Genomic DNA, 22024 nt, shown 5'->3' on the forward strand with positions numbered 1-22024 from the left:
GGCCCTTTTTTTGCGCGTTAGAAACCGAGCTTGTCGCGCAGTCCGTAGTACCAGGCGCCCAGTGCGGCAAACGGCGTGCGCAGCAATTGCCCGCCGGGGAATGGATAGTGCGGCAGATCGGCAAACGCATCGAAGCGCTCGGCCTGGCCTCGCAGTGCTTCGGCCAATACCTTGCCGGCCAGGTGCGTGTACGTAACACCATGGCCGCTGCAACCCTGGGAGTAATAGATGTTGTCGCCCAGGCGCCCGACCTGAGGCAGGCGCGACAGGGTCAGCAGGAAATTGCCGGTCCAGGCGTAGTCGATCTTCACATCCTTGAGTTGTGGGAAAGCCTTGAGCATTTTCGGGCGGATGATCGCCTCGATATTCGCCGGATCCCGCGCGCCATACACCACGCCGCCGCCGAAAATCAGGCGTTTGTCGCCGGTGAGACGGTAGTAGTCGAGCAAGTAATTGCAGTCTTCGACGCAGTAATCCTGCGGTAGCAGGGTTTTGGCCAGTTCATCGCCGAGGGGTTCAGTAGTAATGACCTGAGTGCCGCAGGGCATCGATTTGGCTGCCAGTTCCGGCACCAGATTGCCAAGGTAGGCGTTACCGGCAACGATGATGAATTTGGCCCTGACCTTGCCCTGCGGCGTATGCACGACCGGGTTGGCGCCGCGTTCTATGCGCACTGCGGGCGACTGCTCATAGATAGTGCCACCCAGGGATTCCACGGCGGCGGCTTCGCCCAGCGCCAGGTTAAGCGGGTGAATATGGCCGCCGCTCATATCGAGCATGCCACCGACGTATTGATCGCAGGCCACCACTTCGCGGATGCGCCGTTCATCGAGCAGTTCAAGCTGTGTGTGCCCGAAACGCTCCCACAGGCGTTTCTGCGCTTCCAGGTGACCCATCTGCTTCGCGGTGATTGCAGCGAATACACCGCCGTCCTTCAGGTCGCACTGGATGTTGTACCTGCTGACGCGATCACGAATGATCCGGCCGCCCTCGAATGCCATCTGCCCGAGCAATTGAGCCTGCTTCGGGCCGACGCTGCGCTCGATCACATCGATGTCACGACTGTAGCTGTTGACGATTTGCCCGCCGTTGCGCCCAGAAGCACCGAAACCGACTTTGGCGGCTTCCAGCACGGTCACACGAAAACCGTTTTCCAGCAGGAACAGGGCCGAGGAAAGTCCCGTATAACCAGCGCCAATCACACAGACATCCGTCTCCACGTCATCCTGCAGGGCAGGGCGTGGTGGTACGGCGTTGGCCGACGCCGCGTAATAAGACTCTGGGTAAGGGGTGTTCGCCATCCTGCAGCCTCTGTTTAATATATTTTACGAGTGCGACGATCCTACCCGAGTTGAAAAACCTCCGCCAGCCACCGGGAAATCTTCTTGCGGCGGGTCGAAATTAAATATTTTGCATATTCATAGGGTTAGGTGAAAAAAAGGTGTTGACACCCCTCCGGAATTCCGTAGAATGCCGCCTCACAGCAGGCACGTAGCTCAGTTGGTTAGAGCACCACCTTGACATGGTGGGGGTCGTTGGTTCGAGTCCAATCGCGCCTACCAAACAAAATCCGCTCTGCTGGGCGGTCTAGAAGGGCTCACCGAAAGGTGGGCCCTTTTTTGTTGTCTGCGATTTTTACATCCCTCATTTCATAACCTGAGTTCTGCAAAGCTCGTCGTTCGGGCTTGGGCATCTCTGGGCGGTAGTGCCGTCACCGCATCGACTCATTTTTTTTGTATCTTTCGAACCGTTTGAGCCGGCTGAATCCTGGTCGGAGTCGTGCGGCTCAGTTGTGCAGTTCGAATCAGATTCGTCTTCGCGTTTTTGGGCTCGGAGTTACGACTTGAAATCTTTTTGCTGTTCGTCTCTTTTCCATTGAAGCCATGACGCTTGGGTGTGTGGATCGGCATATTCACCACTCGGCAATCGAGGGAGGCTCATCAAGCCGTTTAGTCTTTTCAGGCTGTGTTCAAATTCTTCCCGATACAGGCGAACAGGCACTGCGCGCGGTGTGGCGCTTTCCAGCCCCATAAGCATTTTCAGAGCTCTGCCTAGCCTCCTGGCATATCGTTGCGTGTGGGGCGTAGTGATTGCGGCCTTACTGTTCAAGCCATCGAATGGTTTAGTCACCCGAAACTCCATTAGAAATAAGAATTCGGGCGTTTTAAGCCAGATCGCCTGATGAGTATGTAGGACTTATCTGATTCTGATGAGAGTAGCTTCCTGCAAGTGATTTTTTGATCTTCGAAATCTCTACGACCATAAAAATAGTGTGGATATTTAACGGCTTACGATTTTATTTAACCAACCGGTTATCAAAAATACGTTGTTACATACTGAAAAAATCAGTAATATCCGCCCCGCGTTCACCACCACGGTTTATGCATTTTTAAATCCCAAGCTCCCATCAGCTGCTTGGGATTTTTTTTGCCTGCGATTTGCCTCTCCTCCAAACTTCCGTCCTACCGACTCTCTCAACCTGCGTGCCTTTCTGGTGCTGCATCGGGCAAGTTCACACGTTTTCGACTACTACTGTCTGGCCGATTTCCATTTCAGTCTGGCGGGGGTTCATCGATGCTGGTTCATTGGTTTCTTGCTGCTGTCCATCTGCTGGCATTTGCCCTGGGTTTCTGGGCCGTGTTGACGCGCGGAACGGCATTCAGCCGACTGGCTGCCGGGGCTGGTGATGTTCGGCGAGTTCTGCTCGCTGACAACCTGTGGGGGATATCTGCGCTGGTGCTGCTGGTCACGGGTGGCATGCGAGCTTTTGGCGGTTATGAGAAGGGCGCCGATTACTATCTACATCAGCCGCTGTTCCATTTGAAGATGACGCTATTTGTGCTGATTCTGCTTCTGGAACTCGCGCCGATGATTACATTGATCAAATGGCGCGTCGGTCAGGCGCGCGGGACTCCCCTCGACATTGGGCGGGCCAAAGTGTTTGCACGAATCAGTCACGCCGAAGCGCTGTTGCTGGTTCTGATGGTGATAGCAGCCACCGGAATGGCGCGTGGGGTGACGTTCGGCTAGTTGGGCGCCATTCCCTGCTTTTATTCGGAAACGTCCGACAGCCAGCCACTGAAATGATGGTTAGTATCGATTGCGAGGAAGGGGAGGGAGTTGCAGCAGGAGGGGAAATAACCTGCGCCGTCACCAATGAGGTGGGGGATGGCAATACGGCGCTCGGATCTTTAGCCAGTCATTACGCGAAGGTGAACGGACTGGCTACTGACTGCGGCAGGGCTCAGGGTGTTTGTGGCTTGTCCGGTGCGGTCAGGCCAGCCTGAATGCGCTGGTAAATCTCTTCACGGTGTACGGCGACGTTCTTTGGCGCGTTGATGCCGATGCGAACCTGTTGGCCGCTTACGCCGAGGATGGTGATCGTAATGTCATCACCAATGTTTATGCTTTCACCGACTTTGCGGGTGAGTATCAGCATGGTCTTCTCCTTGATTGCTTTGTAGGGCACCTGATTCAGACAGTGCAGAGGTCGGTGGTACGTATAGATTAGTGCGAAGTCTCACGGTTTGGGTGCCTCTTTCTGACGCGCAGATGCGGCATTAATTCCCAGCGCGTAACTATACAGGTGCCGCAATCATCAATCTCGTTGTTTTGTGCCCATTTTGCGGGGCTCTGAAAGTATTCGTGAATGTTAAGATCCCCATTTCGAGAATTCAGAGGGAAGCGTTGTGCGCAAATTGGTCTGGGTAGTCGCGGCACTGGCATTGGCAGGATGTGGTGAGGGCAAGAGCGTGGATGCGCAAAAGCCAAAATCGGTAGCGGTGGCAGCGCCGGCAGCCGTGTCCGGACCGCTGTGGGATCTGGAGGTGCGCGGCGAAACGCCTCAGGCTGTCAGTGACCTTAGCGGGTGGTTGATCGAGCATGCGTTTATCGCCAATGTCATCAAGGACGCCAGCGGAAAGACCCGGATCCTGCTGGGGCCATTCAATTCCAAAGCCGAAGCCGAAGCCAAACAGGCTGATGTGAATGCGGCGCTGATCAAGGCGAAAAAGCAGAACATCGAGACGCTGGTGATCGAACGTACCGCAGCACAGTAAACATTCCTTTCAGCGGAGCTAACTAAAGGGTGTCCGGCGTGATTCGTTTTTACAGGAGTCACTGAAGATTCTCAGAAGGAGCTCCGCATGGCCTCCGCCAACCCCTACAAGTTGTTCGACGTCGTTTTACGTCACAAACATCAGCTGAGCCCGCATCTCATGCGGATTACGCTCGCCAGCCCGGCTGTTAACGAGATGGCAACCTGGGCGCCTGATCAGCGCGTCAAACTGTTTTTTCCGTCCGCAGACGGTTCGCCAGCCAGGCTCTCTCAGGGTGAGGGGTGGTACGCTCGTTTCCGCTCAATGCTGGCAGATCGACGCCCGGCGATGCGCACCTACACCATTCGTCACTTGCGTGCCGGCCAGGGCGAAGTCGACATCGACTTTGTACTGCATGGCGAAACCGGGCCAGCTTCTCGCTGGGCTCTTCGGGCGCAGCCGGGCGAGTCGATGCAAATCCTGGCGCCTGATAGCCGATTTTCGGCTGAAGAGGCCGGAGGCTTTGAATGGAAGCCTCCGCAAACCCTTCAGCAGCTTTTGCTAGTCGCCGACTCAACGGCACTGCCCGCCGCGATGGGCATACTCGATGGGCTGGCGGCACTTGCAGAACCACCCCAGACTCAAGCCTTCTTTGAGGTCGACAGTTCGCAGGATATGCTTGCGGTCCCGGACTGGCCGGGCCTTTCGGTGCAGTGGCTGATTCGGGAGCAGGCGGGGGCGACAGTTGCCGGGACGCTGATGGTAGAGGCGGTGCGAAAGGCTGCGCTACCTGTGGATGCATCGACGGTCAATCAGGCGATAGAGCTGGCCGACGTCGATATCGATCAGGAGATTCTCTGGGAAATCGCCGAATCCGCCACTGACGGTTTCTATGGCTGGGTCGCTGGTGAATCCGCTGCTGTCATGAATTTGCGCAAATACCTGATCAAGGAGCGCGGTATTCCTCGCGAATCACTCAATCTGATGGGCTACTGGCGTTACAACAAACCCGGCAGCTAACCACAAAAAAGGCCTCGAGCTTGAAGCGCGAGGCCCTTTTTTTGCGCGAACGATCAGCCGCAGGCTTTCATGTTCACCGGTCCGACAAACTCGTTGCCGCGACCCATCACGCACGCCACGCTCTGATTGCGCTGGCGCTCCCAGTCTTGCACCGGGTACGTCTTGTCCCACGCTTCATACAATTGGCGATCCTGCTTCGACAGCCGCAAACCGTATTGCTTGCTCATGTAGAAATAGGTGCGGGCGATCATGCCGCGAATCGAAGGGCGGGGCATGACCTTCTTCGCCTTGAAGTCGACCTGGGTCAGGCAGGAGCCATATTGGCCCTTTTCGACCGGTAGCCAACCGTAACTGAAGTTGCTGCGATCACCATTGACCTCGCCGATGCTGGGTACCAGGTTGTGCAGGTCGGCTTCGGCTTTCTGGTAGCTCGGGTCATAGCGCGTGCAATTCTTGCGTCCGCCTTCCTGCCAGCACTGGCGCTGATGGCCAAACTCCCAGGCCGGAACAATATGTTCCCATTCAATGCGGGAGGCGCGCTTGGCATTTTTACGCGGTATATAACCGCAAGCTGCCAGGTCGACCTTGTTGCCCGTGTATTTGCACCCGCAATAAAACTCGGTGGATTGTGGGGCGTACAGCTTCCAGGCGACCTTCTTGGCCTCGGTGAACGTGCGGGGCGCGCCGGCCTGGGCGCCCAGGGAAATGAACAGCAAAAGCAAAGCAAACAAACGGACAATCATTGAGTCAATCTTCCTTCGGTACAACCCAGAAAATCTGCACGCCACCATCGTCTCGATAGGCGAGGGTGACGTTGTCGTTCTCGTCGATTTCTTCCAGCAGGCGCTCCCACTCATCCATCGGTTCGTCCGGAAGACGGAAGATCAGAGCGGCTTTGGCTTTTTGTGCGGTGGGGGAGTTGATGATCTTTTGAACGCGCATGCCCATGCGTTCGTAGGCATCGGGAGCATCAGAGGAAGTGGCCACGAGGTTATCCTTATTAAGCTGTACGTGCATACAGTATTTAACTGTAAGCATTTTCGCAACTGCTTAAAAATCAAGAAAATCCTCTGACAGCGGTTTTCCGGTTTTGATGTGGCTCATCCGAAATATTTGTGCAGGAAAGGTGCGAGGGCGGTGTAGGTAATTGCACCACTCGCCAGGTCGGCGAGTGGTGAGGCAGGTGCCCGGTCGCGATGAGACCGGGCGAGGGTGAATCAGTACTCCCAGAACATCCGTTGCAGCTCTTTGCTGTCGTTGGTTTTGGTCAGGGCGACCATCGCCAGGATGCGGGCCTTCTGCGGGTTCAGGTCGTGAGCCACGACCCAGTCGTACTTGTCGTCAGGCTGTTCGGCGTTACGCAGAACGAAGCCGCCGGCATTGACGTGGGAAGAGCGAATGATTTGAACGCCATCCTTGCGCAAGGCCTGCAGGGCCGGGACGACGCGGGAAGATACCGAACCGTTGCCGGTGCCGGCGTGGATGATGGCTTTGGCACCGGACTGGGCCAGGGCTTTGTAGGCGGTGTCGCCGACGTTGCCATAGGAATAGGCGATTTCTACGTCGGGGAGGCTTTTGATGTTCTTGATATCAAATTCCGAATCCATGGTGTGGCGCTTGGCTGGCAGGCGGAACCAGTAGGATTTGCCTTCAACCACCATGCCCAGCGGGCCCCATGGGCTCTTGAACGCTTCGGTCTTGATGTTGATCATTTTGCTGACATCGCGGCCGGACTGGATTTCATCGTTCATGGTCACCAGCACGCCCTTGCCGTGGGCTTCTTTGCTGCTGGCGACGGCGACTGCGTTGTACAGGTTGAGCATGCCGTCCGCCGACATGGCAGTGCCTGGACGCATCGAGCCGACAACGATGATCGGCTTGTCGGTTTTCTCCACCAGGTTCAGGAAGTAGGCGGTTTCTTCCAAAGTGTCGGTGCCGTGGGTGATGACAATGCCATCGACGTCTTTGCTTTCAGCCAGTTCAGATACGCGGCGACCCAGTTGCAGCAGGTTTTCATTGGTGATGCTTTCCGACGCGATCTGCATGACTTGCTCGCCACGCACATTCGCCAGTTTGCTCAGCTCAGGGATGCCGGCGATCAATTGTTCGATGCCAACCTTGGCGGCCTGATAGGTGGCGCTGTTGGCCGCACTGGCGCCAGCGCCGGCAATGGTGCCGCCGGTGGCAAGGACCACCACGTTGGCCAATTTGGTCTGGGTTTCGACTTCTTTTGCCTGAAGTGCGGAGGGCAGGAGCAGCAACAGGGCCAAAGCGCCCGGAACCAATGTGTTGAAAGCAGATTTCATTATTTTTCTCTCTAGTAGTGAGACGGTGCTGGTGCAGGTTCATCTAGATGCGCCCCGGGCCGATCTGAATGCCAGGGGTGCAGGAAGGGAGCAGGATCTGTACCAGCCGTACTTTGCTTTAGAGAAATGTTTAACTTGATGATTTATATCAATATTTTATGAATGGGCGAGCGCTGGGCTGAAGCGTTGATCCGGTATTCCGAACATTGGAGGCTTTCCTGTTCGGCTCTCCGAAAGGGACTACGTCTTTTGCAGGACAAGTAAGGTTGTCGGATTTGGATTCTCTGCTAAAGAAAGTTTCTTACAGGCCGATGGGTGTTGAAGGAAATGGAATTGAGGGAGTTCACATGTCACTGACGATCGGTTTTTCAAACCCCGGTTCGGTCACGATCGGCGGCAAAACTGCAGCGACGATCAATGCAATGAGTGACGCTGAAGCCGACGCATCCGCCGAGGCACTGGGTACCGAGAAGGTTGAAACCAATCAGGTCAGAACCGGTGGTCCTGCCCAGGAAGCAAGCGCAAGCGAGGCTGACGGCGGTGACAATCTGAGCGTCACTATCAAGACGCTGCTGAAGCGGATGCAGGAATTGCAGAAGCAGCTTCAGGAGCAGCAACAGCAACTGGCTGCCGCGCAAGCTGCGAGTTATCCAACGCCCGAAGCCAAGTCGCAAGCGGTGATGTCCATCCAGGGGCAGATCGCTCAAACCAGCGGTGCGCTGCTGGAAGTCTCGGCTGCGCTGGTCAAGGAAATGTCGAAGGGTTCTTCCGCCGGTAACGTGGTCAACACTACGGCCTGAGCACTCAAGGGTGAATTCGCGGATTCGCCCTCCAATACGATACCGATTCTGATTGTTGACAAATGTCGGCGTGATTCGCATAGTTCGGTCTACGCAAACGTTTGCGCGGCCTTCGCGATGAGTTGAACTCGTTGTGGAACGCAGCGAAGCTTACGCCAGCGCAAGCGTTGCTCACAATAATCATAAGATCGGAGTGAACCCATGAAGCTGCCATTCGCTGGACGTGTTCTCGCTGTCGCCATGTTGGCCGCCGCATCCGCCGCACTGCCTGTCTCTTCGGCTTTCGCCGAATCCCCGGAAAAACCAAAAGTCGCACTGGTCATGAAGTCCCTGGCCAACGAATTCTTCCTCACCATGGAAGACGGCGCCAAGGCTTATCAGAAAGAACACTCCGCCGATTTCGACCTGATCTCAAACGGCATCAAGGACGAAACCGACACGGCGGGTCAGACCCGGATCGTCGAGCAGATGATTCTGGCGAAGGTCAATGCACTGGTCATCGCGCCTTCTGACTCCAAGGCCATGGTGCCGGTGATCAAGAAAGCCGTCGATGCCGGTATCACCGTGATCAACATCGACAACCAGCTCGATCCAGAAATCATCAAAAGCAAAAACATCAGCGTGCCATTCGTAGGCCCGGATAACCGTAAGGGTGCGCGTCTGGTTGGCGAGTACCTCGCCAAACAGCTGAAGGCCGGTGACGAAGTCGGCATCATCGAAGGCGTGTCCACCACCACCAACGCGCAAGCACGAACCGCGGGCTTCAAGGATGCGATGGAGTCGGCGAATATCAAGGTCGTCTCGCTGCAATCCGGTCAGTGGGAAATGGACGGTGGCAACAAGGTCGCGGCCGCTATCCTCAGCGAATACCCAGACGTCAAGGCATTGTTGGCCGGTAACGACAACATGGCTCTCGGCGCCGTTTCCGCAGTACGTGCAGCGGGCAAGGCGGGCAAGGTACAGGTGGTCGGCTACGACAACATCAACGCCATCAAACCGATGCTGCAGGATGGTCGTGTGCTGGCAACCGCCGATCAGTTCGCCGCCAAACAGGCCGTGTTCGGCATCGAGACCGCGCTGAAAATCATCAAGGGCGAGAAAGTCGACAGTGGCGCCAACGGCGTCATCGAAACCCCGGTCGAGCTGGTCACCAAGAAGTAGTCCTTCGGCGACACAATGGCGCTCGTCCGTCCGGGCGAGCGCATGGAGAGTTTTTATGTCAGTTTCCGCCCCGAACGCTGTCCTCTCGGTCAGCGGTATCGGTAAGACCTATGCGCAGCCGGTACTCACCGGCATCGACTTGACGCTGATGCGCGGTGAAGTGCTGGCGCTGACCGGCGAGAACGGTGCCGGTAAAAGTACCCTGTCGAAGATCATTGGTGGCCTGGTAACCCCGACCACCGGGCAGATGCAGTTCCAGGGCAAGGAATATCGCCCCGGCAGTCGCACTCAGGCCGAAGAGCTTGGCGTGCGCATGGTCATGCAAGAACTCAATCTGCTGCCGACCCTTTCGGTGGCGGAAAACCTGTTTCTCGACAACCTGCCGAGCAACGGCGGCTGGATCAGTCGCAAGCAACTGCGCAAGGCTGCCATTGAGGCCATGGCTCAGGTCGGCCTGGATGCCATCGACCCGGATACACTGGTCGGCGAGCTGGGCATCGGTCACCAGCAAATGGTCGAGATTGCGCGCAACCTGATCGGCGATTGCCATGTGCTGATCCTCGACGAGCCGACCGCGATGCTCACCGCTCGCGAAGTCGAAATGCTCTTTGAGCAGATCACCCGGCTGCAGGCGCGCGGCGTTGCAATCATCTATATCTCCCACCGTCTTGAAGAGCTGGCCCGAGTCGCACAGCGCATCGCCGTACTGCGTGACGGCAATCTTGTTTGCGTCGAGCCGATGGCCAACTACAACAGCGAGCAACTGGTTACTTTGATGGTCGGTCGCGAGTTGGGCGAACACATGGACATGGGGCCGCGCAATATCGGTGCTCCTGCGCTGACGATCAAAGGGCTCACTCGCTCCGACAAGGTACGCGATGTGTCCTTCGAAGTGCGTGCCGGTGAGATTTTCGGCATTTCCGGATTGATCGGGGCAGGGCGCACGGAGCTGTTGCGCCTGATCTTCGGTGCCGATCTCGCCGACAGCGGTAGCGTTGCCCTCGGTTCGCCGGCACAGGTGGTGAGCATCCGCTCGCCGGTTGACGCTGTGCGTAATGGCATTGCTCTGATCACTGAAGACCGAAAGGGTGAAGGCCTGCTGCTGAGTCAGTCGATCAGCGCCAACATTGCCTTGGGCAATATGCCGGAAATTTCCAGTGGCGGTTTTGTCAATAATGGCGACGAAATCTCCTTGGCCAAACGGCAGATCGATGCCATGCGCATCCGCAGTTCCAGCCCCACTCAACTGGTATCCGAATTGTCCGGCGGCAACCAGCAGAAAGTGGTGATCGGCCGCTGGCTGGAGCGCGACTGTTCGGTGTTGCTGTTCGATGAGCCAACCCGCGGTATCGACGTCGGTGCCAAGTTCGACATTTATAACCTGCTCGGCGAACTGACCCGGCAGGGCAAGGCGCTGGTGGTGGTCTCCAGTGACCTGCGCGAGTTGATGCTGATCTGTGACCGCATTGGAGTGCTGTCGGCGGGGCGTCTGATCGACACGTTCGAGCGTGACAGCTGGACTCAGGATGACTTGCTTGCCGCCGCGTTCGCCGGCTACCAAAAACGTGATGCGTTGCTCAACGAAGCAGCGCCTAGGGATCTCCCATGAAAACTGCATCTTCTGCCGGTAAACGTAGTGGCAACTTCTACGGCCTGGGTACTTACCTGGGCCTGGCCGGTGCCTTGCTGGCGATGGTCGCGCTGTTCTCGGTCATGAGCAGCCATTTCCTGTCGTACAACACCTTCAGCACCCTGGCCAACCAGATCCCCGACCTGATGGTGTTGGCGGTGGGCATGACCTTCGTGCTGATCATCGGCGGGATCGACCTGTCGGTGGGGTCGGTGCTGGCGCTTGCGGCGTCGACCGTCAGCGTGGCGATTCTGGGCTGGGGCTGGAGTGTCTTGCCGGCTGCGCTGCTGGGCATGGCAGTGGCGGCACTGGCCGGAACGGTGACCGGCTCGATCACGGTTGCCTGGCGAATTCCGTCGTTCATCGTTTCGCTCGGTGTGCTGGAAATGGCCAGGGGGCTGGCCTATCAGATGACCGGTTCGCGTACGGCCTACATCGGCGATTCATTTGCGTGGCTGTCGAACCCGATCGCTTTCGGCATTTCACCATCGTTCATCATTGCCTTGCTGGTGATCTTCATTGCTCAGGCGGTGTTGACCCGAACCGTGTTCGGTCGCTACCTGATCGGTATCGGTACAAATGAAGAAGCGGTGCGGCTGGCGGGCATCAACCCCAAGCCCTACAAGATATTGGTGTTCAGTCTGATGGGCCTGCTGGCGGGCATCGCGGCGCTTTTCCAGATTTCCCGCCTGGAAGCTGCCGATCCAAACGCCGGCTCAGGCCTTGAACTGCAAGTCATCGCTGCCGTTGTGATCGGCGGCACCAGTCTGATGGGCGGCCGTGGTTCGGTTATCAGTACATTCTTCGGCGTATTGATCATCTCCGTGCTGGCGGCCGGTCTGGCGCAGATCGGTGCAACCGAGCCGACCAAGCGCATCATCACCGGCGCAGTGATCGTCATCGCGGTAGTGCTCGATACGTATCGTAGTCAACGCGCAAGCCGGCGGGGCTGAGACATGGCGACAATCAAGGATGTGGCGGCGCTTGCGGGAATTTCCTATACCACCGTCTCCCACGTTGTGAACAACACCCGGCCGGTGAGCCAGGAGGTGCGGGTGAAAGTCGAGGCGGCGATCAAGAGCCTCGACTACGTGCCGAGCGCTGTGGCCCGATCGCTGAAGGCCAAGACGACTGCCACCATTGGCTTGTTGGTGCCTAACAGTCTCAACCCGTACTTTGCCGAACTGGCGCGCGGGATCGAGGATTACTGTGAGCGTAATGGCTACTGCGTGATTCTCTGCAATTCCGACGACAACCCGGACAAGCAGCGCAGCTACCTTCGGGTGCTGCTGGAGAAACGCATCGATGGCTTGATCGTCGCCTCCGCTGGCGGTGACAGTGGTCTGGTGCAAGGTCTGGCCGGGGTCAAGACGCCGATGGTGATCGTTGACCGAGGTCTTGAAGGTGTGGACGCCGATCTTGTGCGCATCGACCATGAATATGGCGCCTATCTGGCGACAAGGCACCTGATCGAACTCGGCCATCGTGATATCGCAACCATCGGCGGCCCGGCGAGCACCAGTGTTGCGCAAATGCGTCAGGCAGGATTTTGCCGTGCCTTGAAAGAGGCGGATATTGAAGTACCGCCATCGCGGATGCTGGAAAGCGATTTCACCAGCACGGGAGGCTATAACGCAGCTGCAGCCTTGCTGGAGCGCAATCCTCCCAGTGCAATCTTTGCCGGCAACGACATGATCGGCATTGGTGTGCTGCGAGCCGCCGCCGAGCGCAATGTGCGCGTGCCCGCGGAGTTGTCGGTGATCGGTTTCGACGATATCCAAATGAGCCGTTACGTGTATCCGGCGCTGACCACTGTGGGACAGTCGATCCTGCAACTGGGTGAAATGGCGGCGGAAGTGTTGCTGCGAAGAATTGCTAGCCCGGATCTGGCCACTGATCAGCGGATCGTGACCCCGAGTATTGTCTTGCGAGAGTCGACTGCGCCGCTGGCTGGCGTGTTCACCGAATATCGTTGAAACCGAATTGATGAGTAGTGATGTATGCCCGCAAATGTAGTGGTAATAGGCAGCCTGAACATGGACCTGGTCACCCGGGCGCCTCGTTTGCCTCGGGGGGGCGAGACACTGATCGGTCATTCGTTCGCCACTGTGTCAGGTGGCAAGGGTGCCAACCAGGCGGTGGCTGCCGCTCGGTTGGGTGCGCAGGTGTCGATGGTCGGCTGTGTTGGCAATGACGACTACGGCGTGCAGTTGCGCGACGCATTGTTGGCCGAGCAGATCGATTGCCAAGCCGTCAGCGTGGTCGAGGAATCCAGTGGCGTAGCGCTGATTGTGGTCGATGACAACAGTCAGAACGCAATCGTCATTGTGGCCGGGGCCAACGGTTCGATGACGCCAGCGGTGATCGACCAGTTCGACGTGGTATTGCAGGCTGCGGATGTCATCATCTGCCAGCTGGAAATTCCCGATGCTACCGTCGGTCACGCGCTAAAGCGCGGACGTGAGCTGGGCAAGACGGTCATCTTGAACCCGGCCCCTGCCAGCCGCCCATTGCCGGCGGACTGGTTTGCTTCCATCGACTACCTGATTCCCAATGAAAGCGAGGCTGCCGCCCTAAGCGGTTTGCCGGTGGACTCGCTGGAGAGCGCTGAAAAAGCGGCTGCCCAGCTGATTTCCATGGGCGCCGGCAACGTGATCGTCACGCTGGGTGCTCAGGGGGCATTGTTCGCCAACGGATCGGGTTACCAGCATTTTCCGGCGCCCAAAGTGAAGGCGGTCGATACCACGGCTGCCGGAGATACCTTCGTCGGCGGTTTCGCGGCAGCGCTGGCTGCTGGCAAAACCGAAGTCGAGGCCATTCGCTTTGGTCAGATAGCCGCGGCGCTGTCTGTTACTCGGGCGGGTGCCCAGCCGTCCATTCCTACTTCATCCGATGTACAGGCGTTCAAATCCGCATGAAAAAGACTCCATTGCTCAACATCGCGCTGTCTCGGCTGATTGCTTCCCTTGGTCACGGTGACATGGTCGTGATCGGTGACGCCGGCTTGCCCGTGCCGCCGGGTGTCGAGTTGATCGACCTCGCGTTGACCCACGGTGTTCCGGATTTCGTCAGCACGTTGAAGGTCGTGCTCAGCGAAATGCAGGTGGAGAGTCATGTGCTCGCCCAGGAAATCTTCGACAAACAACCCAATGCGCTGGCTTCGCTGGACGCATTGAATGAAGAAGGTGCAATCGGGCGGCGCGATCTGCTCAGTCATGAGCAATTCAAGGTTCTCAGCCGACAGGCGCGAGCGATTGTTCGTACAGGCGAATGTCAGCCGTACTGCAACATCGTGCTGGTGGCCGGGGTTACGTTTTAACAGGGTTCAGACCCTTTCGATTTCATATGCACAAGGAATGCGCCATGCACCGCTATGCTCAAAAAATGCACCAACTGATCCGGAGTCTGCTGCTTTTGTCCGTGATAACCGCGACCGGCGCCCAGGCGGCGGAAAAGATCGATCTGATCATCGACACCGATCCGGGTGCCGATGATGTGGTGGCCTTGTTGTTTGCTCTGGCATCGCCGGAGGAGCTGAATATTCGTGCGCTGACCACCGTGGCCGGCAACGTACGTCTCGACAAGACATCTCGCAATGCGCGGCTGGCCCGTGAATGGGCGGGGCGCGAAGAGGTGCCGGTCTACGCCGGCGCACCGAAACCGTTGATGCGCACGCCGATTTACGCCGAGAACATCCATGGCAAGGAAGGCCTGTCGGGTGTCACCGTACACGAACCAAAAAAAGGCTTGGCTGAAGGCAACGCAGTCAACTATCTGATCGATACCTTGAAAAAGGCCAAGCCGCACAGCATCACCATTGCCATGCTAGGGCCACAAACCAACCTGGCACTGGCGCTGATTCAGGAGCCGGAGATTGTTCAGGGCATCAAGGAAGTGGTGATCATGGGTGGCGCCCATTTCAACGGCGGCAACATCACGCCAGTGGCCGAGTTCAACTTGTATGCCGATCCGCAAGCTGCTGAAGTCGTGCTCAAAAGCGGCGTGAAACTGACTTACCTGCCACTGGATGTGACCCACAAGATACTCACCAGTGATGCACGCCTGAAACAGATCGCGGCGCTGAACAACAATGCGAGCAAGATTGTCGGCGACATCCTCAACGAGTACATCAAGGGCGATATGGAGCACTACGGAATTCCGGGTGGCCCGGTGCATGACGCCACGGTCGTGGCTTACCTGCTCAAACCAGAACTGTTCACCGGCCGTTCGGTGAACGTGGTGGTCGACAGCCGTGAAGGTCCGACCTTCGGGCAGACAATTGTCGACTGGTATGACGGCCTGAAAGCCCCGAAAAATGCCTTCTGGGTGGAAAATGGTGATGCTCAGGGCTTCTTCGATCTGTTGACCGAGCGCCTGAAACGTCTGAAGTAAGCGACAGGCTCGCAGGTGCCAGCCTGCGGGCCTTTATTCTTTCTCGATGTCCGATGTGCCTTTAAAGTCATCCGGATACTTCTCGAACAGCTGGGCGATAAATGATTGCGCGGCCTGCGTTCCCAGTGTCTTGACCAGCAGGTCTATGCTGATCAGCGCCAATTCCTCCGGGCTGCCCGGACTGTAAGAGCTGTGCCCTTGTGGCCAGTGGGCCTTGATGTCGGCGGAGATGCTTACGGTCGTCATAATAGGGCTCGGGAGGTCGCATGATCAGGAGTTCTGAGTTAACCACTTTGCCCGGCGTTTGGCACTGCGACTTAGGCATGAGCGCAGAGCTATGCGACACTTGGTCGTATCCGAAAAAAAACCAAGGGTTTAGCTGTGCAGATCGATTTGAATTCCCCCGGCGGCCTGACGCTGGACGCTGTGCGTCTGATGCTGGCTTCTGCCAGTGATGATGAGCACACCCAGTTGCGTGTAACCAAGGGCGGCATTGCCTATATCTCTTCGGGTGTCACGGGTGGTCAGGATATCGACGGGCTGTCGTTTCGGCTGGAAACCTGGGCCAAGGGTTCGGGCTATGTGGGCAATGTTGCGGCCAGCGACGAGGTCTGGGTAATGCAGATATTCAACGCGCTCAAGGACAACTGGCCGAACCCGCCCTATGACTACATTGACGTTTACTGAGCGCCGTTCATATTCAGTGACGATTGTGTGATGAAGTATCAGGCGTAGCTCAGGCAAACTCGCCGTTTTTCTGATCGTGGGGCAGGGGAGTGGCGCGAGCCATGAAACCAAACGCTGTATCGGCGGTCGCACGATGTTCGCTCAACTATTGAAAAAAGGAGGCTTCATGCCTTGGAAGCTCGCGTCACTGGGTACTCTGATGGCGGTTGCCATGCTGGCTGGCTGCACGACAACCTCCAGCGAATCGCAGAAGGAGCCCGTGGCGGCCGAAAACGGCCACAGTCGTTGCGAGGCAACAGCTGCAGAGTTCACCGTCGGCAAAAAGGCTTCGCCGGAATTGCTGGAGCAAGCGCGCAAAAAGGCCGGCGCGCAGAATGCCCGGTTCCTCAAGCCTGACGACATGATCACCTTGGAATACCGCTCTGATCGGCTGAACCTCAATACCGACGGCAATTTGGTGGTCACCCGGGTCAACTGCGGCTGAGTTGCACAGGCTTTAGTAACGCCCATAAAAAACCCCGTCACATGGACGGGGTTTTTTTAGTGCGCCGAGAAATTACTCTGGGCGAACTTGTGCAGCTTGCATACCCTTTTGGCCTTTCTCAGCCACGAAGGAAACGGTCTGGCCTTCTTTCAGGCTTTTGAAACCGTCGGATTCGATAGCTTTGAAGTGTACGAACAGGTCGTCACCGCCACCTTGAGGAGTGATGAAGCCGAAGCCTTTTTCATCGTTGAACCATTTAACGGTGCCGGTTTGGCGATTAGACATGGTGTATCTCCAAGAAACATATATTTTCAGTAGTACTGTGCTGCTCAGGCCAACTGGGCACACCGGAGTATCATAGTCGAAATGTTCGCTTTGGTAGCCCCCCGGACGTGCTGTTTGCTTTCATATTGCGGATGTTTCGACATTCTGAATGGCTACAACCCCCGGTTTCAGCGGCTTTCAGTCGAAACGAAGGGGTGTAAAAAAAGCTATAAAACCTGCGTAAAATATCGAATTGAGGGTCGTTTTGACCGATTCAGGCCTGCAGAACGCCCGCAAATCCCTTCGCCACAGATTATTTCTGCACTCGGCAAACCGAGATTTCTTTCAGTGCGCGCTGGCCCAGTTCGCCGCTTGGCGGGGTGTTCTTGTCCATCAGTTGAGCGATTTCCTGCGTGGTGAATTTCTTCTCCAGGACGTCGGCACCGCAGGTGCAGTGTTGTTTGGCCACTGTCGGGTTGACGCTTTGGCTGGCCGCTTTGGTGCAGTCATTCATGTATTGCTCTTTCACGCCCGCAGGCCAGGCAGCCTGAGCGCTCAGTGGCAGCAGCATTGCCAGGGGAGCCGCGAAGGCGAAAAGTCGGATAAGGCGCATGTCTGAAACTCCTTGGTTTGAGTAATTCGGGGTAATTCTCAGCCCATTTGAGGTTAGCCGTACATCTCAAGTTCACCGCGCACCGTCAAAATGAGCAATCAGTGGCTGACTCAATTCGTTCGCCTCTGTGACCGTTCATCTGTGCTAGGATGCCCGACTCGGGCGTTTGCAGGCTCCGGATGACCTTCAGTCCCGGTGGCGGCGGCGTACGAATACTCTGATTTGAATCCCAGTCACTCTGGTTCGGTTTTCCGGTTGGCCGCAAGGCTCCTGCCGCTGTAAGGCAGGCGTTCGTCATTGAATGGCCTGGATCGGATCTTGTACTGGCTCATCCCAACCCACGTGACCTTTGGTAGGGGTCACCACTAGGAGAGGAGGCGCCATGCCAACTATTACTCTTCCCGACGGCAGTCAACGTTCATTCGATCACCCGGTTTCCGTAGCCGAAGTCGCCGCCTCTATCGGTGCAGGCCTGGCCAAGGCCACCTTGGCCGGCAAGGTCAACGGCAAGCTGGTCGACGCCTGCGACATCATCGACAGCGACGCGACGCTGCAAATCATCACGCCAAAGGATGAAGAGGGGCTGGAGATCATTCGCCACTCTTGCGCCCACCTGGTTGGCCATGCGGTCAAGCAGTTGTACCCGACGGCCAAGATGGTCATCGGTCCGGTCATTGACGAAGGCTTCTATTACGACATCGCCTTCGAACGTCCTTTTACGCCAGACGACATGGCTGCGATCGAACAGCGCATGCAGCAGCTGATCGATACTGATTACGACGTGATCAAGAAAGTCACTCCGCGTGCCGAAGTGATCGAAGTGTTCAAGGCTCGCGGCGAAGACTACAAGCTGCGCCTGGTCGAGGACATGCCGAACGAGCAGGCCATGGGCCTGTACTATCACGAAGAATACGTCGATATGTGCCGCGGTCCGCACGTGCCGAACACCCGCTTCCTGAAATCCTTCAAGTTGACCAAGCTGTCCGGCGCCTACTGGCGCGGTGATGCCAAGAACGAGCAATTGCAGCGCGTTTACGGCACCGCTTGGGCTGACAAGAAGCAGCTGGCTGCGTACATCCAGCGTATTGAAGAAGCTGAAAAACGCGATCACCGCAAGATCGGCAAGCGCCTGGGCCTGTTCCACACCCAGGAAGAAGCGCCGGGCATGGTGTTCTGGCACCCGAATGGCTGGACTCTGTATCAGGTGCTTGAGCAGTACATGCGCAAGGTGCAGCGCGACAATGGCTATCTCGAGATCAAGACTCCGCAAGTCGTTGACCGTAGCCTGTGGGAAAAATCCGGGCACTGGGCCAACTACGCCGACAACATGTTCACCACTGAGTCGGAAAGCCGCGACTACGCAATCAAGCCAATGAACTGCCCTTGCCACGTGCAAGTGTTCAATCAGGGCCTGAAAAGCTACCGCGAACTGCCGATGCGTCTGGCCGAGTTCGGTGCCTGCCACCGGAACGAACCGTCGGGTGCACTGCACGGCATCATGCGTGTGCGTGCATTTACTCAGGACGACGCCCACATTTTCTGCACTGAAGAGCAGATGCAGGTCGAATCCGCTGCGTTCATCAAGCTGACCATGGATGTTTACCGCGACTTCGGCTTTACCGATGTCGAGATGAAACTGTCCACTCGTCCGGAAAAACGTGTTGGTTCCGACGAGCTGTGGGATCGCGCCGAAGCTGCTTTGGCTGCGGCCCTTGATAGCGCGGGCCTTCCGTACGATCTGCAGCCGGGTGAGGGCGCTTTCTATGGTCCGAAGATCGAGTTCTCGTTGAAAGATTGCCTCGGTCGCGTGTGGCAATGTGGTACTTTGCAGCTCGATTTCAACCTGCCAGTGCGTCTCGGTGCCGAATACGTCTCCGAAGACAACAGCCGCAAGCATCCAGTCATGCTGCACCGTGCGATCCTCGGTTCGTTCGAGCGTTTCGTCGGAATTCTGATCGAGCACTATGAAGGTGCATTCCCTGCGTGGCTGGCGCCGACCCAGGCAGTGATCATGAATATCACTGATAAACAGGCAGATTTTGTTGCTCAGGTCGAAAAAACTCTCAACGAAAGCGGATTTCGTGCCAAGTCTGACTTGAGAAATGAAAAGATCGGCTTTAAAATCCGCGAGCATACTTTGCTCAAGGTTCCATATCTCTTGGTTATTGGGGATAAGGAAGTCGAGATGCAGACTGTCGCTGTGCGTACTCGTGAAGGTGCTGACCTGGGCTCGATGCCCGTCGCCCAGTTCGCTGAGTTTCTCGCGCAAGCGGTTTCCCGGCGTGGTCGCCCAGATTCGGAGTAATTATTATTAAGCGTGAAATGAGACAAGATAAACGAGCTGCACCGAAAGCCCCGATCAACGAGAATATCTCGGCACGCGAGGTTCGGTTAATTGGCGCTGATGGCGAGCAGATTGGCATCGTCTCGATTGATGAAGCGCTTCGTATTGCTGAAGAAGCAAAGCTTGATCTGGTAGAAATCTCTGCAGACGCAGTCCCACCGGTTTGCCGTGTGATGGACTACGGCAAATCGATCTTCGAAAAGAAGAAACAGGTTGCTGCGGCGAAGAAGAACCAGAAGCAGATTCAGGTAAAAGAAATCAAGTTTCGTCCAGGGACGGAGGAAGGGGATTACCAGGTAAAACTGCGCAACCTGGTACGTTTCCTGAGTGACGGGGACAGGGCCAAGGTATCCTTGCGATTCCGCGGCCGTGAGATGGCCCACCAGGAGCTGGGGATGGAACTCCTCAAGCGGGTTGAAGCTGACCTGCTCGAGTACGGTTCGGTCGAACAGCATCCTAAGATGGAAGGACGCCAGCTGATCATGGTCATCGCCCCGAAAAAGAAGAAGTAATCAACAGGGCACGGCAGGCCTTCTGATTATGTTTATCAACTGAATGCGGAGTATCCGAACATGCCAAAGATGAAAACGAAAAGTGGTGCTGCTAAGCGGTTTCTGAAAACTGCTAACGGTATCAAGCACAAGCACGCTTTCAAGAGCCACATCCTGACTAAAATGTCGACCAAGCGTAAGCGTCAACTGCGCGGTAGCAGCTTGCTGCATCCGTCTGACGTGGCAAAAGTCGAGCGCATGCTGCGCCTTCGTTAATTTTAGTCAAGAATAGAGGAAGTAACTCATGGCTCGTGTAAAGCGTGGCGTCATTGCCCGTAAGCGTCACAAAAAAATTCTGAAACTTGCTAAAGGCTACTACGGTGCACGTTCGCGCGTATTCCGTGTTGCCAAGCAAGCGGTAATCAAGGCAGGCCAATACGCCTACCGTGACCGTCGTCAGAAAAAACGTCAGTTCCGCGCTCTGTGGATCGCTCGTATCAACGCTGGTGCTCGTGTTAACGGTCTGTCTTACAGCCGTTTCATCGCTGGCCTGAAAAAAGCGTCCATCGAGATCGACCGTAAGGTTCTGGCTGATCTGGCAGTGAACGAAAAAGCGGTGTTTGCCGCGATTGTCGAGAAAGCTAAAGCCACCTTGGCTTAAGTACCCCCGACAGTCACCCGGCCTCACCTCTGTGGGGCTAGGTGGTAAACGTCATAAATAGGGGAAGAGCCTTCAAGCTCTTCCCCTATTTTGTATCTGGAGTCTGTACATGGAAAACCTGGATGCGCTGGTCTCTCAAGCACTAGAGGCTGTGCAAAGCGCTGAAGATATCAATGCCCTGGAGCAAATCCGGGTTCAATACCTTGGCAAAAAGGGTGAATTGACTCAGGTGATGAAGACCCTGGGGAATTTGCCGGCAGAGGAGCGTCCGCAAGTCGGTGCCCTGATCAACGTTGCCAAGGAACGTGTCACAGGCGTTCTCAATGCGCGCATGGCTCTGTTTGAGGAAGCCGAACTGGCTGCCAAACTGTCCGCTGAATCCATTGACGTGACCCTGCCGGGCCGTGGTCAGACCTCCGGCGGTCTGCATCCGGTAACCCGGACTCTGGAACGTATCGAACAGTTCTTCACCCATATTGGCTACGGCATTGCCGAAGGTCCTGAGGTCGAAGACGATTATCACAACTTCGAGGCGCTCAACATCCCAGGTCATCACCCGGCCCGGTCGATGCACGACACCTTCTATTTCAATGCGAACATGCTGTTGCGCACCCATACCTCGCCGGTACAGGTCCGCACCATGGAATCGCAACAGCCGCCGATCCGCATCGTCTGCCCAGGCCGTGTGTATCGCAGCGACTCCGATATCACCCACTCGCCGATGTTCCACCAGGTCGAAGGTCTGCTGGTCGATCGCGACATCAATTTTGCCGACCTGAAAGGGACTATCGAAGAGTTCCTGCGGGTGTTCTTCGAAAAAGAACTGGCGGTGCGTTTCCGTCCTTCTTACTTCCCGTTCACCGAGCCATCCGCTGAAGTCGACATGGAATGTGTGATGTGCAGCGGTAAAGGCTGCCGCGTCTGCAAGCAGACCGGCTGGCTGGAAGTGATGGGCTGCGGCATGGTTCACCCGAATGTGCTGCGCATGTCCGGGATCGACCCGGAAGAGTTCTCGGGCTTTGCCTTCGGCATGGGCGTCGAGCGTCTGGCCATGCTGCGTTACGGCGTGAACGACTTGCGTCTGTTCTTCGACAACGACTTGCGGTTCCTCGCGCAATTTCGCTAGTCGTAACG

Annotated in this window: 27 protein-coding genes and 1 tRNA gene; 19 read left to right on the top strand and 9 right to left on the bottom strand. The window is 56.6% G+C overall.

Annotation, left to right across the window (positions count from 1 at the left end):
- Positions 1 to 17: 17 nt before the first annotated feature.
- Positions 18 to 1301, bottom strand: coding sequence for an FAD-binding oxidoreductase (locus tag JJN09_RS23640; protein ID WP_249483997.1), 1284 nt, complete (start codon positions 1299 to 1301; stop codon positions 18 to 20).
- Between the two features lie 184 nt (positions 1302 to 1485).
- Between JJN09_RS23640 and JJN09_RS23645 the strand changes: the two genes are divergently transcribed.
- Positions 1486 to 1562, top strand: a tRNA-Val gene (locus tag JJN09_RS23645).
- A gap of 274 nt (positions 1563 to 1836) precedes the next feature.
- Here the strand turns inward: JJN09_RS23645 and JJN09_RS23650 are convergent.
- Positions 1837 to 2130 (bottom strand): hypothetical protein, encoded by a 294-nt coding sequence (locus JJN09_RS23650; RefSeq protein WP_249483998.1) that lies wholly within the window; start codon positions 2128 to 2130, stop codon positions 1837 to 1839.
- A gap of 444 nt (positions 2131 to 2574) precedes the next feature.
- On the opposite strand from JJN09_RS23650, the gene JJN09_RS23655 reads away from it, so the two are divergent.
- On the top strand, positions 2575 to 3030 hold the full coding sequence (locus JJN09_RS23655; RefSeq protein ID WP_249483999.1) for a DUF2214 family protein: 456 nt from the start codon (positions 2575 to 2577) through the stop codon (positions 3028 to 3030).
- Positions 3031 to 3244: 214 nt separating this feature from the next.
- Here the strand turns inward: JJN09_RS23655 and csrA are convergent, their stop codons facing one another.
- Positions 3245 to 3439, bottom strand: a complete 195-nt coding sequence (csrA, locus tag JJN09_RS23660; protein ID WP_003179932.1) for a carbon storage regulator CsrA — start codon at positions 3437 to 3439, stop codon at positions 3245 to 3247.
- A 250-nt stretch (positions 3440 to 3689) separates the two neighbouring features.
- Here csrA and JJN09_RS23665 point away from each other — a divergent pair, with 250 nt between their 5' ends.
- Both JJN09_RS23665 and JJN09_RS23670 read left to right on the top strand, forming a co-directional pair.
- Entirely contained in the window at positions 3690 to 4058 is a 369-nt protein-coding gene (locus JJN09_RS23665) for an SPOR domain-containing protein (RefSeq protein ID WP_249484000.1), read from the top strand.
- Between the two features lie 87 nt (positions 4059 to 4145).
- A complete protein-coding gene (locus JJN09_RS23670; RefSeq protein WP_249484001.1) occupies positions 4146 to 5057 on the top strand; it encodes a siderophore-interacting protein in 912 nt (303 codons plus the stop codon).
- 53 nt (positions 5058 to 5110) lie between these two features.
- Here the strand turns inward: JJN09_RS23670 and JJN09_RS23675 are convergent, their stop codons facing one another.
- From JJN09_RS23675 to JJN09_RS23685, 3 genes are all read right to left on the bottom strand, one after another.
- Positions 5111 to 5800 (bottom strand): endonuclease, encoded by a 690-nt coding sequence (locus JJN09_RS23675; protein WP_249484002.1) that lies wholly within the window; start codon positions 5798 to 5800, stop codon positions 5111 to 5113.
- A 4-nt stretch (positions 5801 to 5804) separates the two neighbouring features.
- Positions 5805 to 6095, bottom strand: coding sequence for a DUF1654 domain-containing protein (locus JJN09_RS23680; protein WP_096821268.1), 291 nt, complete (start codon positions 6093 to 6095; stop codon positions 5805 to 5807).
- 179 nt (positions 6096 to 6274) lie between these two features.
- Complete coding sequence (locus tag JJN09_RS23685; RefSeq protein WP_249484003.1) at positions 6275 to 7363, bottom strand: asparaginase; 1089 nt, start codon at positions 7361 to 7363, stop codon at positions 6275 to 6277.
- Positions 7364 to 7710: 347 nt separating this feature from the next.
- On the opposite strand from JJN09_RS23685, the gene JJN09_RS23690 reads away from it, so the two are divergent.
- The 8 genes from JJN09_RS23690 (at position 7711) to JJN09_RS23725 (ending at position 15346) form a co-directional block, all read left to right on the top strand.
- Positions 7711 to 8163, top strand: coding sequence for a hypothetical protein (locus JJN09_RS23690; protein WP_249490842.1), 453 nt, complete (start codon positions 7711 to 7713; stop codon positions 8161 to 8163).
- Positions 8164 to 8364: 201 nt separating this feature from the next.
- Positions 8365 to 9324: a sugar ABC transporter substrate-binding protein gene (locus JJN09_RS23695; RefSeq protein ID WP_249484004.1), complete on the top strand. Its 960-nt coding sequence runs from the start codon at positions 8365 to 8367 to the stop codon at positions 9322 to 9324.
- A 55-nt stretch (positions 9325 to 9379) separates the two neighbouring features.
- Positions 9380 to 10933, top strand: coding sequence for a sugar ABC transporter ATP-binding protein (locus JJN09_RS23700; RefSeq protein ID WP_249484005.1), 1554 nt, complete (start codon positions 9380 to 9382; stop codon positions 10931 to 10933).
- A complete protein-coding gene (locus JJN09_RS23705; RefSeq protein WP_025111208.1) occupies positions 10930 to 11907 on the top strand; it encodes an ABC transporter permease in 978 nt (325 codons plus the stop codon). Before JJN09_RS23700 ends, JJN09_RS23705 begins: the two co-directional genes overlap by 4 nt.
- A gap of 3 nt (positions 11908 to 11910) precedes the next feature.
- A complete protein-coding gene (locus JJN09_RS23710; RefSeq protein ID WP_249484006.1) occupies positions 11911 to 12930 on the top strand; it encodes a LacI family DNA-binding transcriptional regulator in 1020 nt (339 codons plus the stop codon).
- A gap of 24 nt (positions 12931 to 12954) precedes the next feature.
- Positions 12955 to 13872, top strand: a complete 918-nt coding sequence (gene rbsK / locus JJN09_RS23715) for a ribokinase (protein ID WP_249484007.1) — start codon at positions 12955 to 12957, stop codon at positions 13870 to 13872.
- Entirely contained in the window at positions 13869 to 14273 is a 405-nt protein-coding gene (gene rbsD / locus JJN09_RS23720) for a D-ribose pyranase (protein WP_249484008.1), read from the top strand. The genes rbsK and rbsD overlap by 4 nt, the downstream gene beginning before the upstream one ends.
- 44 nt (positions 14274 to 14317) lie before the next feature.
- The gene (locus JJN09_RS23725; protein WP_096821274.1) at positions 14318 to 15346 is read left to right on the top strand and encodes a nucleoside hydrolase; all 1029 of its coding nucleotides are present in this window, start codon (positions 14318 to 14320) and stop codon (positions 15344 to 15346) included.
- 33 nt (positions 15347 to 15379) lie between these two features.
- On the opposite strand, the gene JJN09_RS23730 is transcribed toward JJN09_RS23725, so the two are convergent.
- The gene (locus tag JJN09_RS23730; protein WP_085712027.1) at positions 15380 to 15592 is read right to left on the bottom strand and encodes a hypothetical protein; all 213 of its coding nucleotides are present in this window, start codon (positions 15590 to 15592) and stop codon (positions 15380 to 15382) included.
- A gap of 135 nt (positions 15593 to 15727) precedes the next feature.
- On the opposite strand from JJN09_RS23730, the gene JJN09_RS23735 reads away from it, so the two are divergent.
- Positions 15728 to 16033, top strand: a complete 306-nt coding sequence (locus tag JJN09_RS23735) for a hypothetical protein (RefSeq protein WP_192560243.1) — start codon at positions 15728 to 15730, stop codon at positions 16031 to 16033.
- A 166-nt stretch (positions 16034 to 16199) separates the two neighbouring features.
- Positions 16200 to 16517, top strand: coding sequence for an I78 family peptidase inhibitor (locus JJN09_RS23740; RefSeq protein ID WP_249490843.1), 318 nt, complete (start codon positions 16200 to 16202; stop codon positions 16515 to 16517).
- Between the two features lie 72 nt (positions 16518 to 16589).
- Here JJN09_RS23740 and JJN09_RS23745 read toward each other — a convergent pair whose 3' ends face one another.
- Entirely contained in the window at positions 16590 to 16802 is a 213-nt protein-coding gene (locus JJN09_RS23745; RefSeq protein WP_003179963.1) for a cold-shock protein, read from the bottom strand.
- Positions 16803 to 17094: 292 nt separating this feature from the next.
- The gene (locus JJN09_RS23750) at positions 17095 to 17394 is read right to left on the bottom strand and encodes a hypothetical protein (protein ID WP_249484009.1); all 300 of its coding nucleotides are present in this window, start codon (positions 17392 to 17394) and stop codon (positions 17095 to 17097) included.
- Positions 17395 to 17776: 382 nt separating this feature from the next.
- Here JJN09_RS23750 and thrS point away from each other — a divergent pair, with 382 nt between their 5' ends.
- The 5 genes from thrS (at position 17777) to pheS (ending at position 22016) form a co-directional block, all read left to right on the top strand.
- Positions 17777 to 19699, top strand: a complete 1923-nt coding sequence (thrS, locus tag JJN09_RS23755) for a threonine--tRNA ligase (RefSeq protein WP_249484010.1) — start codon at positions 17777 to 17779, stop codon at positions 19697 to 19699.
- Positions 19699 to 20250, top strand: coding sequence for a translation initiation factor IF-3 (infC, locus tag JJN09_RS23760; RefSeq protein WP_172604547.1), 552 nt, complete (start codon positions 19699 to 19701; stop codon positions 20248 to 20250). The genes thrS and infC overlap by 1 nt, the downstream gene beginning before the upstream one ends.
- A 60-nt stretch (positions 20251 to 20310) precedes the next feature.
- On the top strand, positions 20311 to 20505 hold the full coding sequence (gene rpmI / locus JJN09_RS23765; protein WP_002553160.1) for a 50S ribosomal protein L35: 195 nt from the start codon (positions 20311 to 20313) through the stop codon (positions 20503 to 20505).
- Between the two features lie 28 nt (positions 20506 to 20533).
- Positions 20534 to 20890, top strand: a complete 357-nt coding sequence (gene rplT, locus JJN09_RS23770; protein WP_007913489.1) for a 50S ribosomal protein L20 — start codon at positions 20534 to 20536, stop codon at positions 20888 to 20890.
- Between the two features lie 109 nt (positions 20891 to 20999).
- Complete coding sequence (pheS, locus tag JJN09_RS23775) at positions 21000 to 22016, top strand: phenylalanine--tRNA ligase subunit alpha (RefSeq protein WP_085732504.1); 1017 nt, start codon at positions 21000 to 21002, stop codon at positions 22014 to 22016.
- The last annotated feature ends 8 nt before the right edge of the window (positions 22017 to 22024 follow it).

It is taken from the genome of Pseudomonas sp. HS6 (genome assembly GCF_023375815.1).
Classification (GTDB): Bacteria; Pseudomonadota; Gammaproteobacteria; order Pseudomonadales; family Pseudomonadaceae; genus Aquipseudomonas.

Coding starts and splice junctions, on each gene's coding strand:
- JJN09_RS23730 (WP_085712027.1), bottom strand. CDS start 15,592: ATGACGACCGTAAGCATCTCCGCCGACATCAAGGCCCACTGGCCACAA.
- rplT (WP_007913489.1), top strand. CDS start 20,534: ATGGCTCGTGTAAAGCGTGGCGTCATTGCCCGTAAGCGTCACAAAAAA.
- pheS (WP_085732504.1), top strand. CDS start 21,000: ATGGAAAACCTGGATGCGCTGGTCTCTCAAGCACTAGAGGCTGTGCAA.
- JJN09_RS23700 (WP_249484005.1), top strand. CDS start 9,380: ATGTCAGTTTCCGCCCCGAACGCTGTCCTCTCGGTCAGCGGTATCGGT.
- thrS (WP_249484010.1), top strand. CDS start 17,777: ATGCCAACTATTACTCTTCCCGACGGCAGTCAACGTTCATTCGATCAC.
- rbsK (WP_249484007.1), top strand. CDS start 12,955: ATGCCCGCAAATGTAGTGGTAATAGGCAGCCTGAACATGGACCTGGTC.
- JJN09_RS23640 (WP_249483997.1), bottom strand. CDS start 1,301: ATGGCGAACACCCCTTACCCAGAGTCTTATTACGCGGCGTCGGCCAAC.
- JJN09_RS23690 (WP_249490842.1), top strand. CDS start 7,711: ATGTCACTGACGATCGGTTTTTCAAACCCCGGTTCGGTCACGATCGGC.
- JJN09_RS23745 (WP_003179963.1), bottom strand. CDS start 16,802: ATGTCTAATCGCCAAACCGGCACCGTTAAATGGTTCAACGATGAAAAA.
- JJN09_RS23695 (WP_249484004.1), top strand. CDS start 8,365: ATGAAGCTGCCATTCGCTGGACGTGTTCTCGCTGTCGCCATGTTGGCC.
- rpmI (WP_002553160.1), top strand. CDS start 20,311: ATGCCAAAGATGAAAACGAAAAGTGGTGCTGCTAAGCGGTTTCTGAAA.
- JJN09_RS23675 (WP_249484002.1), bottom strand. CDS start 5,800: ATGATTGTCCGTTTGTTTGCTTTGCTTTTGCTGTTCATTTCCCTGGGC.
- JJN09_RS23740 (WP_249490843.1), top strand. CDS start 16,200: ATGCCTTGGAAGCTCGCGTCACTGGGTACTCTGATGGCGGTTGCCATG.
- JJN09_RS23685 (WP_249484003.1), bottom strand. CDS start 7,363: ATGAAATCTGCTTTCAACACATTGGTTCCGGGCGCTTTGGCCCTGTTG.
- JJN09_RS23670 (WP_249484001.1), top strand. CDS start 4,146: ATGGCCTCCGCCAACCCCTACAAGTTGTTCGACGTCGTTTTACGTCAC.
- JJN09_RS23710 (WP_249484006.1), top strand. CDS start 11,911: ATGGCGACAATCAAGGATGTGGCGGCGCTTGCGGGAATTTCCTATACC.
- csrA (WP_003179932.1), bottom strand. CDS start 3,439: ATGCTGATACTCACCCGCAAAGTCGGTGAAAGCATAAACATTGGTGAT.
- JJN09_RS23655 (WP_249483999.1), top strand. CDS start 2,575: ATGCTGGTTCATTGGTTTCTTGCTGCTGTCCATCTGCTGGCATTTGCC.
- JJN09_RS23705 (WP_025111208.1), top strand. CDS start 10,930: ATGAAAACTGCATCTTCTGCCGGTAAACGTAGTGGCAACTTCTACGGC.
- rbsD (WP_249484008.1), top strand. CDS start 13,869: ATGAAAAAGACTCCATTGCTCAACATCGCGCTGTCTCGGCTGATTGCT.
- JJN09_RS23680 (WP_096821268.1), bottom strand. CDS start 6,095: ATGCTTACAGTTAAATACTGTATGCACGTACAGCTTAATAAGGATAAC.
- JJN09_RS23725 (WP_096821274.1), top strand. CDS start 14,318: ATGCACCGCTATGCTCAAAAAATGCACCAACTGATCCGGAGTCTGCTG.
- JJN09_RS23750 (WP_249484009.1), bottom strand. CDS start 17,394: ATGCGCCTTATCCGACTTTTCGCCTTCGCGGCTCCCCTGGCAATGCTG.